This window comes from Acinetobacter baretiae, from assembly GCF_015627105.1.
Taxonomy (GTDB): domain Bacteria; phylum Pseudomonadota; class Gammaproteobacteria; order Pseudomonadales; family Moraxellaceae; genus Acinetobacter; species Acinetobacter baretiae.
Window position 1 is genome coordinate 1 of the sequence record NZ_VTDM01000005.1, and the last position, 15,506, is coordinate 15,506.

The 15,506-nt window shown below is 36.6% G+C and carries 14 protein-coding genes and 1 tRNA gene; 11 read left to right on the forward strand and 4 right to left on the reverse strand.

Annotation, left to right across the window (positions count from 1 at the left end; translation table 11 throughout):
- A partial coding sequence (locus tag I2F17_RS02290) for a helix-turn-helix domain-containing protein (RefSeq protein ID WP_196421905.1) occupies positions 1-162 on the reverse strand: 162 nt, incomplete at its 3' end.
- A gap of 255 nt (positions 163-417) precedes the next feature.
- Here I2F17_RS02290 and I2F17_RS02295 point away from each other — a divergent pair.
- On the forward strand, positions 418-1,569 hold the full coding sequence (locus I2F17_RS02295) for an aldose epimerase family protein (protein ID WP_196422046.1): 1,152 nt from the start codon (positions 418-420) through the stop codon (positions 1,567-1,569).
- Between the two features lie 152 nt (positions 1,570-1,721).
- The gene (locus tag I2F17_RS02300; protein WP_211138999.1) at positions 1,722-2,414 is read left to right on the forward strand and encodes a pirin family protein; all 693 of its coding nucleotides are present in this window, start codon (positions 1,722-1,724) and stop codon (positions 2,412-2,414) included.
- 46 nt (positions 2,415-2,460) lie between these two features.
- On the opposite strand, the gene I2F17_RS02305 is transcribed toward I2F17_RS02300, so the two are convergent.
- Positions 2,461-2,550, reverse strand: a tRNA-Ser gene (locus tag I2F17_RS02305).
- A gap of 556 nt (positions 2,551-3,106) precedes the next feature.
- On the opposite strand from I2F17_RS02305, the gene I2F17_RS02310 reads away from it, so the two are divergent.
- Positions 3,107-4,240: a transglycosylase SLT domain-containing protein gene (locus tag I2F17_RS02310; protein ID WP_196422044.1), complete on the forward strand. Its 1,134-nt coding sequence runs from the start codon at positions 3,107-3,109 to the stop codon at positions 4,238-4,240.
- Between the two features lie 815 nt (positions 4,241-5,055).
- On the opposite strand, the gene I2F17_RS02315 is transcribed toward I2F17_RS02310, so the two are convergent.
- Both I2F17_RS02315 and ttcA read right to left on the reverse strand, forming a co-directional pair.
- On the reverse strand, positions 5,056-5,445 hold the full coding sequence (locus I2F17_RS02315; RefSeq protein WP_196422043.1) for an SCP2 sterol-binding domain-containing protein: 390 nt from the start codon (positions 5,443-5,445) through the stop codon (positions 5,056-5,058).
- A gap of 162 nt (positions 5,446-5,607) precedes the next feature.
- On the reverse strand, positions 5,608-6,510 hold the full coding sequence (ttcA, locus tag I2F17_RS02320; protein WP_196422042.1) for a tRNA 2-thiocytidine(32) synthetase TtcA: 903 nt from the start codon (positions 6,508-6,510) through the stop codon (positions 5,608-5,610).
- A gap of 758 nt (positions 6,511-7,268) precedes the next feature.
- Here ttcA and I2F17_RS02325 point away from each other — a divergent pair.
- From I2F17_RS02325 to ybgC, 8 genes are all read left to right on the forward strand, one after another.
- Entirely contained in the window at positions 7,269-8,666 is a 1,398-nt protein-coding gene (locus tag I2F17_RS02325; RefSeq protein WP_211139000.1) for a mannitol dehydrogenase family protein, read from the forward strand.
- A gap of 26 nt (positions 8,667-8,692) precedes the next feature.
- Positions 8,693-9,106 (forward strand): SemiSWEET family sugar transporter, encoded by a 414-nt coding sequence (locus I2F17_RS02330; RefSeq protein ID WP_211139001.1) that lies wholly within the window; start codon positions 8,693-8,695, stop codon positions 9,104-9,106.
- Positions 9,107-9,283: 177 nt separating this feature from the next.
- A complete protein-coding gene (locus tag I2F17_RS02335) occupies positions 9,284-10,039 on the forward strand; it encodes a transglycosylase SLT domain-containing protein (RefSeq protein WP_196422039.1) in 756 nt (251 codons plus the stop codon).
- Between the two features lie 143 nt (positions 10,040-10,182).
- On the forward strand, positions 10,183-11,091 hold the full coding sequence (gene htpX, locus I2F17_RS02340; RefSeq protein ID WP_196422038.1) for a protease HtpX: 909 nt from the start codon (positions 10,183-10,185) through the stop codon (positions 11,089-11,091).
- A gap of 347 nt (positions 11,092-11,438) precedes the next feature.
- On the forward strand, positions 11,439-12,779 hold the full coding sequence (locus I2F17_RS02345; protein ID WP_211139002.1) for a deoxyguanosinetriphosphate triphosphohydrolase: 1,341 nt from the start codon (positions 11,439-11,441) through the stop codon (positions 12,777-12,779).
- A gap of 12 nt (positions 12,780-12,791) precedes the next feature.
- Complete coding sequence (ruvA, locus tag I2F17_RS02350; protein WP_196422036.1) at positions 12,792-13,403, forward strand: Holliday junction branch migration protein RuvA; 612 nt, start codon at positions 12,792-12,794, stop codon at positions 13,401-13,403.
- Positions 13,404-13,409: 6 nt separating this feature from the next.
- Positions 13,410-14,417: a Holliday junction branch migration DNA helicase RuvB gene (gene ruvB / locus I2F17_RS02355; RefSeq protein WP_196422035.1), complete on the forward strand. Its 1,008-nt coding sequence runs from the start codon at positions 13,410-13,412 to the stop codon at positions 14,415-14,417.
- A 653-nt stretch (positions 14,418-15,070) separates the two neighbouring features.
- Complete coding sequence (ybgC, locus tag I2F17_RS02360) at positions 15,071-15,499, forward strand: tol-pal system-associated acyl-CoA thioesterase (RefSeq protein ID WP_196422034.1); 429 nt, start codon at positions 15,071-15,073, stop codon at positions 15,497-15,499.
- Positions 15,500-15,506 lie beyond the last annotated feature (7 nt).

Consider the following 15,506-nt stretch of genomic DNA (forward strand, 5'->3'; position numbering starts at 1 on the left):
TTTAAAAGGTTTCCGTGGACGGGTTCTTTTAACCTCAATTCGTTTTTTCCAACTCAAAATTGTATTTTTATCAATTTCAAATTGTGCAGAGACCGCTCGTATGGAATATCCTTCCTCAAGCTTCGCTATCACTTTTCGTCTAAAATGTTCTGAATAACTCATTTTTATATTGTCTTATATTTTTGATTGTTTGACTATATAGAAACTTACCTTCTTGAATCAGTAATTAATCAAATGAATAAAATTCACTCCTAATTATTTTAATGGTGTCATGCTGACATAAAAATACGTTATTGCTTACACATATTCAATACACGCACTCATGCTATGCCTTACCTTTTAAGTACAATAATAATGTCAAATATAGAAATATTTGCAACATAAATAAAATAGACAACCGAATCAAAGGACGATTCAATGAAAGCTAGACATCAACTATATATAGGTATTATTGCTATGGCGATTGGAACCCTTAGTCATGCTGCAACACTCACTAGCCAACCTTATGGCACAACCCAAAACGGTCAAAAAATAACTAAATACACGATGACCAACAACAAAGGCGTTTCAGTATCATTTATTGATTTTGGTGCTGTTATTACACAAATGATTACACCTGATGCACAAGGCAATAAAGAAAATATTGTACTCGGCTTTGATAATTTACATGGATACGAAGTAACAGACACCCAAGAAGGTATTCACTTTGGATCACTGATTGGTAGATATGCTAACCGTATTGGTCAAGGTCAATTTAATTTAGATGGTAAAACTTATCAACTTGAAAAAAACAATGCACCAAACACCCTACATGGTGGGTCACTTGGCTATGACAAACGCGTATGGGGAGTAAAACCTCTTGTTACTCAAGGAGATACTGTAAAAGCTGCATTAACATTAACAAGCCCAAATGGTGATCAGGGTTTTCCTGGAAAACTCGATATTGAAGTCATTTATAGCTTATCTGACCAAAACGAATTTAAAATTGAGTACAAAGCCAATACCGATCAACCGACAGTTATCAACTTAACCAATCATAGTTACTTTAACTTAGCAGGTGTAAAGAATACGCCTTATGGTATTTTAAATCACGCTGTACAAATACATGCAGATCGTATTTTAGAAGTCGATAAGAACTCACTGCCTACAGGCCAATATATTACTGTTAAAGACACACCATTTGACTTCACTGCATTAAAAACTGTTGCAAAAGATATTCGTAAAAACAATCAGCAATTGGCATATGGTTATGGATATGATCAAACTTGGGTGTTAAATAAAAGTGCATCCCACCTCCCTCAATTGGCGGCCAAAGTGCTAGACCCTCAGTCTAAACGTACTTTAGAAGTTTTGACAACAGAACCAAGTATACAATTTTACACAGCCAATCACTTACATGGTAATGTCATGGGTCGAGATGGGGTTTTATACCGACAAGCTGATGCATTAGCTTTAGAAACACAACATTTCCCAGATAGCCCAAATAAAAATAGTTTTCCATCTACCCGTCTGAATCCAGATCAAACATATCACAGTACAACCGTGTATAAATTTGGTATTGAGAAATAATATATCAAAAGCCTTTGTATGGAATTACCCTACAAAGGCTTTTTTCACACATCATTGTTCTACTTGTAAAACATTACATTCCAAATTCGTTATTTAAATATAAATTTAAAACAATAAAATAATAAATATATTCTGCAAAACAAGGCAAAACAATGAACACTTATTTACATCATCATCAAAATCGTGGGCATGTACATACGGACTGGCTCAACACTTATCACAGTTTCTCATTCGGCCAATGGCATGACAGACGCTTCATGGGAATTGGTGCTTTACGAGTCATTAATGATGATACCATCGCTGCACACCGTGGTTTTGGTACACACCCCCACGACAATATGGAAATTCTAACCTACGTTGTATCAGGTGCAATTACCCACAAAGACAGTATGGGTAACCATGGTCAAATTCATGCTGGTGAATGGCAACTTATGAGTGCAGGAACAGGGGTTGAACATAGTGAAGTAAATCAAAACGACACGCCCGTACACCTATTTCAGATTTGGATTCACCCCAATATTAGAAATGCAAAACCGAACTATCAGCAAGTCTCACTTGACCCTAAAACACAACCTAACCAATGGCATGTTATAGCAGGCCCTGAAGACAATGCATTAATGCATATTCGTCAGTCCGCTGAAGTAAAAACAGCATTTTTAGATCAAGATCAAACTCTTGAGCTTGAAAGACAGCATGATGTCAATTATGTACATGTTATTTCAGGGCAAATTAAAATTGGGCAACAGATCCTAAACCCTGGAGATGCACTGGCATTTACCACAGAAAATCAAATGACAGCGATGTCTAAAGATAGTCATGTACTATGGTTTGATTTGCCTCAATAAAAAAAGGCCACCTCAATAAAAGGTGGCCTTTTTAAAACTACATATTTGGCGGAAGCGGTGAGATTCGAACTCACGGAGGGGGTAAACCCTCGTCGGTTTTCAAGACCGGTGCATTAAACCGCTCTGCCACGCTTCCAATGTGCGCAATCATATAAACAAAATGACGATATTGCAAATGTTTTATGTCTTGGCATCACCTAAAAGGACAAAAAAACAGCAAAAAGATGTCATCATATCTAGCAAATGATCAAAAGAATCACTGCAACATCCTCCTAATCAAGTTTAAAACGTATATTTAATAAACAAAGGAACATCTAAAATGAAGATTAAAAGTAAAAAAATTTACGTCTTTTTATCCATAGAAAAATTAAATTAAACACCTGAGTTTAATCAAAAAAAATTGTAAGAACATCTAGATTAAAAATAAAATAAATATTTTTATTAAAAAGTCAAGTTTGACTTTTAATATTCAGCACATTATTATGCACCCAACATCACAACATGGCTATTTTTCCACCTATATTGTTGTATAAGTAATTTGACTACTTTTAACGCAATATAAATCCCAACTTTAATTCTTGCTATAGACATAGCAAACATGACTACCCCCTCAACACTTTAGCAACTTACGCAAGCATTAGACACCTGTCTTTTAGCTTCATTGGGTGGTTATTCTCTGTCGTGGAGTCACTATGCAAAATACGTTATCTGTTTTAGCAAGGCGTTTGCGCCTTACATGTAAAACAAACAAATTACCCGTTCGCGTATCAATCGTTACAGCACTTGCGATGCTGCCCTTACTACAGCTACATGCGATTAGTTCTAAAAAAGAAATGAATCAATATGTAGATGTCATGAACAATAATCGGCTGACTGTGGTCTCTGTCAAAAGCCCAAATACTGTGTTTAACAATGGCCAAAGTTTACATGGATTTGGTTATGACCTAATGCGAAATTATGCGAAGAGTCTAAATGTACAATTAGATTTTAAAATTGTTGCAGATGACACAACTGCGCTTCAGCTTGTTGCAGAAGGTAAAGCAAATATGGCTTTGACCAATGCATCTATGCAAGCTATAGAAAAGAAGAGTTTAAACTTCTTCTCGGCCACCTGTGGGAACTTAAACTCACTTGAAAAACATGGCCTTTCAAGTAATATTAATCTTGTGGTCAGTAGTGCCACCGATCCACTGGCTCAAACAGCCACAGGTTTCACATGTAAAGCCAACGACAATGGATACATTGATCAATTAGCATCTTTTTACAATCACAACACTGTGGATGAAAACTCTTGGGAAATTATTGAGCAAGATCTTAAAAAGCGCATGCCAATTTACCGAGCAAGCTTTAAAAGAGAAGCACAAAAATACAATATGGACTGGCAATTTCTTGCAGCTATGGGCTATCAAGAATCATATCTCAAACCGAACTCAGTTTCACCAACAGGTGTGAGAGGCTTGATGATGCTCACTAACAATACTGCAAAAGCCATGGGAGTTACAGATCGAAATAATCCTCAACAAAGCATACAAGGTGGAGCGAAATATCTGGATCACCTTTTAGAGCAGTATGAAGACATCTCGTACCCAGATCGTGCATGGTACGCGTTAGTTGCATACAACATGGGCCCAGGTGCATTAGCCAATGTACAAACAAAAGTGTCTAAATTAGGTAAAAATCCAAATGAATGGATTAATATCTATAGTTATATGCAAACTCACCAAGCATCAAATGGTAAATATAAACAAGCTGTACAATATGTAACGCGTATAAGAGCATATATCGAACATATTCAAAGTAATGACAGCAGTACCATAGAAGTGTGATAAACACAGGATCTCCATTTCAAATTATATTGAAATAGAGATCCTGTAAATCAAAGCGATCCTTCTGTTGCCCGTCTATAAAGTCTCTCTCAAATACCGTTTACTGAGATGTTCACTCATAATGAATGACATGATCGTATGATCACATCCAAATTACTTCATTTGATTTTCAACATGAATTTATAAATACAGCACTCACTATTCCACTTGAACATATCAATACACGTTTGAATATTCATACAACATAGTGTTTAACATTTATCATGTTTACATAGTCACTTTACAGCAATAAATGTCATGAAATAATAGCATGTGAGCACTAAAAATATTTATCATCGTAAAGAGCGCCTCTAATAGCTTCAAAATCGCACGTATAACAGCGCTAAAGCCTCTTAATCAATAAGAAGATGGTACGTGGGAATTTTTCTATATCTCAATCTACCTCAAACAATAGAACATCTATTTATTTTTGTAATACAGTTTAAAGTGATTATGATAGATATGACCGCTAACACCATGGATCATTTTTTAAAATACCCCCAACACTACGCTTTTATTCAGACGTTTAAATGCATTTTAGATTTATAAAATGAGTAAATGATTATTCTGTTTCTATCAAAATAGAAATGGCTTACATACAACATTTATTTTTATTTTGCCAATACTAAAGTACGACTAAATAACATCCAATTTTTAAATGACCTATAAAAAAATCCTTCCACTGTAAAAGATCATTCTGTTTACAATAGAAGGATTATAATCACTTTCATTTCACACTTAAAAAAATATGTGCAAAACTCAGGCAACAGATGAAGCTATAAAGTAGTATGTGCCAAAATATTATGAAATAATTGTTTTTGTGCAGGCGTTGGTTTTGCAGTTTGTAAAGCCATAAGCTGAGACATATCCCCTTGCACTTTAATTTTCCCTGTCATAAATGCTTGCATAGCCGCAGTCATATCGAACTCTAGAAACACTTTTCTTAATGTTTCAGCATTCATCGTTAGTGTTGTTCTTGCTTGCTCAGAAAGACCTTTATGTAACTTCCCCGCAGCCAAAGAAAGCTCTTTCACGCCTGCTTCTGAGTCAGATACAATCAAATTAATGACTAAGTTTTGCAATGCAGGCGACAAATTTAAATCTCCTGCTTGAGCCGTTAGCGTTTCAACTTGAGTGAACCACTCCTCTGTTAAAAATACAGGCATATTATTTCCTTTCATTTATTTAAGTTTTTCACGACAACTATGGTCATAATGAGATTCACATATCAATCTAAAAATACACACAAAGATTGACGGCTTACACCTCACTAAAAATTGCGATAAAGGGTGCAACACCTAAAGAACTATACAACACTCTACATTTGATTAAGCCATATAGCCTAGATTAACAACATCTAGCTTATTTTTATCTGCATCTGAATTTTTTAAATCAAACTCTCTTTGCTCGTCTAGCTTTTCGAAATCAAAAAGCTCACGATCAGCGAGTTGCGATGGTGCAACATTTTGTAAAGCACCAAAAATACTATGTAAACGTTTAGGATGAACTTTATCCCATTCACGAAGCATATCATTAAGCATGGCACGTTGTAAGTTTTCTTGAGAACCACATAAATTACATGGAATAATTGGAAACTTACGCATGTTTGCATATTTAATAATGTCTTTTTCTTCCACATATGCCAATGGACGAATGAGAATATTCTTTTTATCTGAAGATAACAGCTTAGGAGGCATTGCCTTTAAACTACCACCATGAAATAAATTTAAAAAGAACGTTGCAAGAATATCATCACGATGATGACCCAAAGCCACTTTTGTTGCTCCAATTTCTTGCGCGAACCCATACAATGACCCACGGCGAAGACGAGAACATACTGCACAGTACGTTTTACCTTCAGGCGTCAATTTTTTTGTAATACTATAAGTGTCTTTTTCTAAAATATAGTAAGGGATATTATTTTCTTCCAAATATTTTGGTAAAACATCCTCTGGAAATCCAGGTTGTTTTTGGTCCAAATTTACAGCCACAACGTCAAAATGGATAGGTGCAATACGCTTAAACTGCAATAAAATGTCAAGTAACGTATAACTGTCTTTACCACCAGAAATACACACCATGACCTTATCGCCATCTTCAATCATCTTGAAATCACGAATGGCATGACCTACCTGCCTACGCAGTTTTTTTAATAACCGATAATACGATGAACTCGTTGGCAAATCAGGCTTAAAATTAAATCCTTGATTGGACTCAATTGGAGAGTACATAGACGACACAAACCATTTGAAAAAATTAAGAGATAATTTTATATGATTCTTCAATGATTCGCATCTATCTTATCGATGAATTATATAAGATATTTCAATTTACCTTTTACACACTTACAGCTTATGATCAGATCAACACAATTGCACAGTAAAAATGCTTTTTCAGCATAAAATATGTCCATAATTGAGCAATTTTGATTGCAATCCCTCTAAACGCTTTGACTAAAATCAGTTGTCCACAAATACTGTGGATAAACCTGTGGATTGTCACCATCTTGACAAAACTAATCATAAGTAGCACAAGGCTTTCAATTGGTTTGGTTATTTTTTAACCTACAAAATAAATACATAAAAAACAATATCTTAGTTAAGTCAAGACAAAAAAATGAAAAATAATTTTTTATTTTTTGAAAAAAACAAAAATATTGATTAGATCAATTATTTACAATATGTAACAACTTGATTTAGGAAAAAATAGCAATCACTAAAAAAAATACGTCTAAATTGTTACAAAATCTAATCAAGTTTCAAATAAGACAAATAAATAAATAAAAATATTTTTTTTTGCCTATAAAACAATGTTTTGTATAAACAGTCATTTTTTTAATAAATATAAAATACCGAGGTAATCTACGCCAAAAGTCCATAAATTTGTGATGAAAACAGCATAAATTGTCAATGCTTTTTTTTATTTTTGGAGAGTTAATGCTAAGCTAAAAATATGATCAAAAAAAACCTCTATAGAGGAAGGAGTAAGTTTGAGTAGGCAAACCATTGAACCAAACTCTGAAAATATTTGGCTACATTTAGGCGCAAGCGCGTTTTTCAGAGCACACCAAGCATATTATTTAAATCAATTAAATCAAAAAGGAAATCATCCATGGCATGTGAGTTTAGCGAATATTCGCAATAGCTCATCACAAGACACATTAAAACAACTGCAACAACAAAATGGGACCTATACCCTCGAAATCATCTCACCCTCTGGCGATTTCAACTATGAAACCATAGAATGTCTCGACCAAATATTACTTTGGGATCACAGACTTCAATCAACTGTTAATGTGGGTGCCAACCCAAAGACAAAAATCATTTCTTTTACTGTAACCGAAGGTGGTTATTTTCTTAAAGAAGATAATAACCTCGACTTAGAACATCCCGCGATTCAAAATGATCTTTCTGCAACAGGCGAAATCCAAACGCTGTATGGCGTTTTGTATGACATTCTCGCTTTACGCATGAAAAACCAAAGTGGCCCGGTCACTTTACTATGTTGTGATAACTTACGTAGTAATGGCGATAGCTTTGCCAAAGGTTTAAATGACTTTGTTCAAGCCAAAGGAAATACAGAACTTTTAGCTTGGATTGAAGAATTTACATCTGCCCCAAACAGCATGGTTGACCGTATTACCCCAAAGGTCAATGATCAAAGTATTGAAAGAGTACAAGCACAACAAGATCAATCAGATGCTGTACCTATTAGTTGTGAGCATTATACAAGATGGGTTTTGGAAAAAGACTTTGTCAATGATCACCCTCAGCTTTCTAAAGTTGGTGTTGAATTTGTAGATGATGTCCTACCCTACGAAGAGGCTAAAATCCGATTGCTCAATGCAAGTCACAGTGGTTTAGCTTGGTATGGAGCACTTCATAAACATACTTTCATCCATGAAACATTAGCTCCTTCTATTTGTGAAACACTCACAAATTATGCAAAGCACGATGTAAAAGATGCATTACATCATCATCAGATTGACATCAACACCAATGTTGAATGTAAAACTATCTTAGATCGCTTCAGTAGCCCATATGTGAAAGACACTGTAGCTAGGGTTGCCTCTGACAGTATTTCTAAATTACGTGGTTTTATTTTACCTACGATTAAAGATTGCTTAATACAAGGTAAAAATCCCAAATATGCACTTCAGCTTGTTGCTTCATATTTTTACTTTTTGCAACGCAACCAACAAAACCAACTGTCTTTTGAATACCAAGACAGCGCACTCAATGACATTGCAATCGATCAAGTTTTTCAGCACTCAGACCCTATTACAGCTTTTGCAACACATGCTGGTCTGTTTGGTTCACTCACTGAAGATCCAGCTTTTTACACCGAGCTCATCAAAACTACTCACTCGTTTAACCTCGTCGAATGACGGACAAAACAAATAAGGAAAAAGTGATGACTAAACAGTATCGAAAAAATATTTATATTGTAATTGCAACTTTAATTGCTGTATCCATTTCTGTTGCTGCACTTTATCGTTGGCCTGTTGCACTAGGCACATTGGCTGCATGGGTCACAACAGGTTCATTTTCATTACAAGTCATTCACATGATTCGCCAAAAAGACACCAAAGGCGTATCTTTAGGGATGTATGCGACACTGTTTTTTGGTGTGACAAGTTGGACGTTCTACGGTTACAAAATGAATGACATTCCTGTCATGACTGCCAATGGACTCACAGCAGTACTTGCCATTGTTGTGATTATACTTAAGCTATACAATGAAAGACCGTCTGGGGGAAAGCCCAAAGAACAGACCAACATTAAACCTAAAACAACAACGGGGATTCGCCAACAACAAATAAGCTAACACACCACCACAGCACCGTGTTGATGACGAGTAAGACCACAAACATCGATCAGGTCTTACTCATCATTAATTTCTCGCTCTGCCATATTTTACTTGCTTTTCGTTTTTTAAATTGATAAAAGCATTAATCAACCTCTCTATCGAATATTGCTCCTATTGAAAAAACATCACGTGATCATGCTTTTGCTTGCAGCACATGATATCTACGCACCAACATCGGTCAGCGCAGTCAATATTTACACCTATAAAGATGCCAATGGAGAAGTACTTTTTACAAACCAAGTGCAAACCAACAAACAGTTTCAAAAAGTCACTGTCACCTACTACCCAGACAGTAATATTCATAATTATAAAAATTGGGGCAAAAATGAGGCCTCTGTTCTACCTAGTTTTAGTAAAAACAAAAACACGTTCGATCAAATCATTATAAATGCAGCACAAAGGCATGGTGTTCCAGAAGGATTAATTAAAGCCATTATGCATACAGAATCTAGCTTTAATATCTATGCAAAATCACCCGTAGGGGCGCAAGGACTCATGCAATTGATGCCCGCAACAGCAAAACACCTTAATGTCTCAGATAGTTTTAATCCAGAAGAAAATATTCATGCAGGTGCCAAGTATATTGCTTTACTACTTAAACAGTTTAATGGTAATACACGCTTAGCACTTGCCGCTTACAATGCAGGTGCAGGTAATGTTAATAAATATGGTGGAATTCCACCATTTAGAGAAACTCAAAACTATGTTGAGCGTGTGTTAAGTCGTTACCACAATCTGTATCAAAATCAGTTAAGCCTAACAAACCACACTTCTTCTACAACAACCAATCCGATCAAAACCAACCCACAAACTGTGCACAATACCCTTTATCGGAAAAAAATTGTTCAGACAGCTGACGGCACATTTACTGAAGTACTTGTTCAACAGTGAACTTCAGGCACGATTGCTGTAGAATATTCAAAAATTCAACAAATAGCGCTTGAAATTTAAAAAATCAAGCCACATAGTAAATACTAAGGTTCATTGTATTCAAAATACAATCACTTCTTTTTCTATTATAGAGGATCTACTCAATGATGCGGATTGGTTTGTTCTTGCTAACCAACCTCGCGGTACTAGTTGTCGCTGGTCTTATTTTGTCAGTTTTAGGTGTCGGGAGTTATCACGGCGCAGGCGGTCTAAAGTTAGGTAACTTGCTGGTTGTCTGTTTTGTGTTTGGTATGGTTGGCTCTTTTATATCGTTATTCATGTCAAAATGGATGGCTAAAAAAACCACAGGTACAGAGCTTATTAACCCTAATGCGCCACGTAACCAAGCAGAAATGGTTTTACTGCAAATGGTGAGTGATCTGTCGCAACGTGCTGGTATTAAAATGCCAGAAGTCGGTATATTTCCATCATATCAATCTAATGCATTTGCAACAGGTTGGAACAAAAATGATGCTTTAGTTGCCGTCTCTAGTGGTTTACTTGAGCGCATGAATCAAAATGAATTACGTGCAGTACTCGCACATGAAATCGGTCACGTTGCTAATGGTGACATGGTCACATTGTCGTTAGTACAAGGCGTTGTCAACACCTTTGTTATGTTCTTTGCACGTGTTGTTGGTGACTTCATTGACCGTAATTTATTCGGCAGAGAAGATGGCGAAGCACCTGGTATTGCCTACTTTATCATTACTATGGTTCTAGATATTGTCTTTGGTATATTAGCAAGTGCTGTTGTGATGTGGTTTTCACGCTACCGTGAATATCGTGCAGATGAAGCAGGTGCACAACTTGCAGGTAAACAAGCCATGATCTCAGCTCTACTTCGCTTACAAGCAGAACATGAACTACCTGATCAAATGCCAAAAGAAATGAAAGCGCTGGCCATTACAGAAGGTAAAGAGCAAGGCGGTTTCAGTTTAAGTGCTTTATTCCAAACTCACCCAAGTATTGAACAACGTGTTGCTGCGTTACAACGCTTAAACTGCCCGTAACTTAAGCAAACTCCATTCATTCAAATATAACGCTTTTCTTAAAAAGGGTATATTTAAAGGCAAAAAAAAAGCCATACTCTGTCAGTAGGAGTATGGCCCAAAAATAGGAAATTACAGCATAATCCCTATGTTTTGTATAATAAAAACCAAAACTTAAATCAAACTTAATCAGGCATTATAAACGTTGAAATCTTCAGGTTTATTTCCTCATGAGAAAAACACAGCCTTAAAATACAATCAAATCATACAACAATGCATCACTACGACAAATTTTGACGCAAGTGACTAGAGAATCATGTTTTTTTTTGGCATGATGTGCATACCACTACAGGAACTTCTTAACATTAATGAAAGAAATGCGCTGGCTAGAACTACTTTCTGCAATTCGACTAGGAAGTAAAAAAAGTCGTAATGAACTCGGCAGAAGCCCTTTTCATAAAGACTATGACCGCATTGTATTTTCACAAAGTTTTAGGCAACTCAATCGAAAAACACAAGTGCATCCATTAACCCAAAACGATGGTGTGCATACACGCCTCACACATTCTCTTGAAGTGTCTTGTATTGGTCGTTCCTTAGGCATGTTGGCTGCAGAAAAAATCAAAGATGATTTGCCCTCATGGATTGATCCCACAGATGTCGGCGCCATTATTCAAGCGGCATGTTTAGCACATGACATTGGAAACCCACCATTTGGACATGCAGGTGAATATGCCATTCGTGAATGGTTTGATCATGCTGCCCAACAAGGAATACTTGACCAACTCAGTCCCGAAGAACAAGCAGATGTCAGACAGTTTGAAGGCAATGCTCAAGGGTTAAGACTCATTACACGTATTGATGACCATCCTGAAGATGGCGGCATGCGTCTGACTTTTGCCACATTAGGTACATATCTTAAATACCCATGGCTTTCACAGATCATTGCCAATGACGATACACAACCTGCCTATAAAAGACATAAATTTGGCTGTTATCAAAGTGAAAAACATATTTTAGAGAACATTGCAGATCAACTTGGGTTAATTGAGCTTGGTCCATCTCATTATTGTCGTCATCCTCTTACCTATTTACTTGAAGCAGCTGATGACATTTGTTATGCACTCATTGACCTTGAAGATGCAATGAGTTTAAACATGCTCAATTATGAAGAAGTTGAGCCCATTTTCATTCAATTAATTGCAGACTATAGCATTCCACCCGAGATTTCGCTCACATGGACAACATGGCAACAAAAAATTTCTGCCTTACGTGGACGAGCAATGAAAAGATTAGTCGATGAAGTTGCAACCACTTTTGCTAAATACCAAGCAGATATTTTGCTAGGACAATTTAAAGGCTCACTCCTACAATACTGTCCATCAGATATTTCTCAGGGCATTCAAACTGCTAAAAATTTGGCAAGAGATAAAATTTTTGCACACCGACAGAAAATGGATTTAGAGATTGTTGCACACATGAGTTTGCAACATATCTTAGATGCATTTATCCCGCTGACAGATCCTGCGCATCAAATGAGTTTTAAAGACCAAAAACTTATGACCATTTTACAACAATATGGAATTCATTTTGGTCTGAGCCACTATGAAAATATTATGCAGGTTTTAGATATTGTCGGCAAATTTTCAGACCATCAAGCCTACGACATTGCACAAATTTTACAAGGTCAACGACCGACTTACAGATAACAAGGACACCTCATGATTGGTTGCTTAACTGGCGAAGTAGTCGCACTTGAAGCTCCTACCGTACTCCTTTTGGTACATGGTGTAGGGTATGAAGTAGATACTCCCCTATCTACTTTTTGCCAGCTACAAAAAGGACAAACGACCACACTTTGGACTCATCTTGCCGTAAGAGAAGACGCTCAATTACTATACGGATTTTCAGAAGCACGTGAAAAAACACTATTTCGTACATTACTAAAAGTTACAGGTGTTGGGCCTAAAATGGCTCTTGGTATTTTATCTACCCTCAGTGTAGATTTACTCATACAGACCGTGGAACATGATGACATCAACACCTTAACCAAAGTACCAGGTGTAGGCAAAAAAACAGCTGAACGACTCATGATTGATTTAAGAGATCGAATTAAATCACTACAACACCACAGTGCTATACCATTAACAGCAAACAATGCAGAAACAACATCACCTTTCTTAGCACACACAGCAGTTGCTGAAGCAGAAGCTGCTCTACAGTCACTTGGGTATAAACCGATTGAAGCCAAAAAAGTGATTGCCACTGTAAAAGATCAACATACTGAAGTGTCCGATATGATTCGTGCCGCACTCAAATCAATGATGAAATAATAAACCATGCAAGATAGAATGATAAGTGGCTTTGAAAAGCCAGAAGACCAAATTGACCGAGCCATTCGACCAACAGCATTGGTTGATTACATTGGTCAGCCCGTGGTTAGAGAACAAATGGAAATCTTCATTGGTGCAGCACGAGGTCGTGGAGAAGCACTAGATCACACACTCATTTTTGGCCCACCGGGATTAGGAAAAACCACATTGGCTAATATTATTGCCAAAGAAATGGGAGGTGGTCTAAAGTCGACTTCAGGCCCTGTACTTGAACGTGCAGGAGATTTAGCAGCTTTGCTCACCAACTTAGAAGAAGGCGATGTATTATTTATTGATGAAATCCATCGCCTTTCGCCTGTCATTGAAGAAATTTTGTATCCAGCAATGGAAGACTATCAATTAGACATTATGATTGGTGAAGGGCCAGCTGCACGCTCAATTAAGTTAGATTTACCTCAATTTACTTTGGTTGCAGCCACAACACGTGCAGGACTACTCACCTCTCCTTTGCGTGATCGATTTGGTATTGTTCAAAGACTTGAATTTTATTCTGTAGCCGATCTAACATTTATTATCGAACGCTCAGCACGACTTATGGACGTACCGACCACACAGGCGGGTGCCAAAGAGATTGCTCAACGTTCACGAGGTACACCGCGTATTGCCAATCGTTTATTACGTCGAGCACGAGACTATGCTCAAGTCAAAGGCACAGGAGAAATCACTCAAGAAATTGCTCAATTGGCTCTCGATATGCTCAATGTAGACCGTTCAGGGTTAGATACACTAGATCGTCGTTACTTAAGCATGCTCATAGAAAGGTTTGATGGTGGCCCTGCAGGCGTTGAAGCACTCGCAGCAGCAATGGCTGAAGACAGTGGTACACTTGAAGATGTCATTGAACCATATCTGATACAACAAGGTTATGTTATGCGCACAGCAAGAGGACGTATTGCAACCAATATGGCCTATTTACAATTTGATTTGACGCCACCTGAAAGGCCTATTCATTAAATCAAAAGTACAAAACCTGTAGTTTAATGTCGTCAAACACGTCACCAATGAACGTTTTAAACTACAGCAGTTTGATGATTACAAAACACCTCATCACTCAGAATAAGTATCCATAAAACCTTTCAAACAAATACATCCTCAAATTTAATGCATATCTACTCATGATGATTCATCGATTTTCACCTAGCCCATTCAAGCTTCATTTAACTTAAATTTTTCATCGGTTAAACATCAAATACACATATGTATAGTTAAACCACTCAAAACTACATACAAGTAAAAATTAATAAATACAGCGACATAAGGCTTTAATAGGATGAACTGTATGAACTGTATGAACTGTATGAACTGTATGAACTGTATGAACTGTATGAACTGTATGAACTGTATGAACTGTATGAACTGTATGAACTGTATGAACTGTATGAACTGTATGAACTGTATGAACAACTAGATGGTTTCACTATACTTCCATTACCTCAAGTATTTTCTCCACTAAAAAGTAGTTATTTTTTACAGTTATCTTTACAATATGCACTTTAAAATAGTGATTCTAGAGACTTTTTTTTTGCTGTAATACTCTATAAATCACATATGATTACGATTCACTACTTTCGCTTTCGTGAACAATTTGATCAAAACATAGGTTATGTATGTCACAACTTAGTAAAAACAACAACAAGACATTTTGGTTTCCAGTACGTATATACATTGAAGACACTGATGCAGGAGGCATTGTGTATCATGCTAATCACATACGCTATATGGAGCGTGCACGTACCGAATGGCTCAGAGCATCAGGTGTTGCACATTATTGGCATCAAAAAAGTTATAGTTTTGTGGTGCATCGCCTAAATATTAAATATGTAAAACCAATTTTGATGGATGATCTTATACATGTAAGTGTACAAGTTATTTGTTGTAAAAGTGCATCTTTAGTATTGCAACAAGATATTTATCGTGGTGAAATCTTGCTTGCTACAGGCGAGGTTGAATTAGCATGTTTAAATGCCAACATGGCACCTTGCAGACTCCCTCAAGAAATAAAAGCCATCTCTCAGCCATCAGTGATACCGAACTAAGCTTATA

Excerpts from the sequence above, each read along its gene's own strand:
- htpX (WP_196422038.1), top strand. The coding sequence starts at position 10,183 with ATGATGCGGATTGGTTTGTTCTTGCTAACCAACCTCGCGGTACTAGTT.
- I2F17_RS02300 (WP_211138999.1), top strand. The coding sequence starts at position 1,722 with ATGAACACTTATTTACATCATCATCAAAATCGTGGGCATGTACATACG.
- I2F17_RS02330 (WP_211139001.1), top strand. The coding sequence starts at position 8,693 with ATGACTAAACAGTATCGAAAAAATATTTATATTGTAATTGCAACTTTA.
- I2F17_RS02310 (WP_196422044.1), top strand. The coding sequence starts at position 3,107 with ATGCAAAATACGTTATCTGTTTTAGCAAGGCGTTTGCGCCTTACATGT.
- I2F17_RS02335 (WP_196422039.1), top strand. The coding sequence starts at position 9,284 with ATGCTTTTGCTTGCAGCACATGATATCTACGCACCAACATCGGTCAGC.
- ruvA (WP_196422036.1), top strand. The coding sequence starts at position 12,792 with ATGATTGGTTGCTTAACTGGCGAAGTAGTCGCACTTGAAGCTCCTACC.
- I2F17_RS02295 (WP_196422046.1), top strand. The coding sequence starts at position 418 with ATGAAAGCTAGACATCAACTATATATAGGTATTATTGCTATGGCGATT.
- ybgC (WP_196422034.1), top strand. The coding sequence starts at position 15,071 with ATGTCACAACTTAGTAAAAACAACAACAAGACATTTTGGTTTCCAGTA.
- ttcA (WP_196422042.1), bottom strand. The coding sequence starts at position 6,510 with ATGTACTCTCCAATTGAGTCCAATCAAGGATTTAATTTTAAGCCTGAT.
- ruvB (WP_196422035.1), top strand. The coding sequence starts at position 13,410 with ATGCAAGATAGAATGATAAGTGGCTTTGAAAAGCCAGAAGACCAAATT.
- I2F17_RS02345 (WP_211139002.1), top strand. The coding sequence starts at position 11,439 with ATGAAAGAAATGCGCTGGCTAGAACTACTTTCTGCAATTCGACTAGGA.
- I2F17_RS02315 (WP_196422043.1), bottom strand. The coding sequence starts at position 5,445 with ATGCCTGTATTTTTAACAGAGGAGTGGTTCACTCAAGTTGAAACGCTA.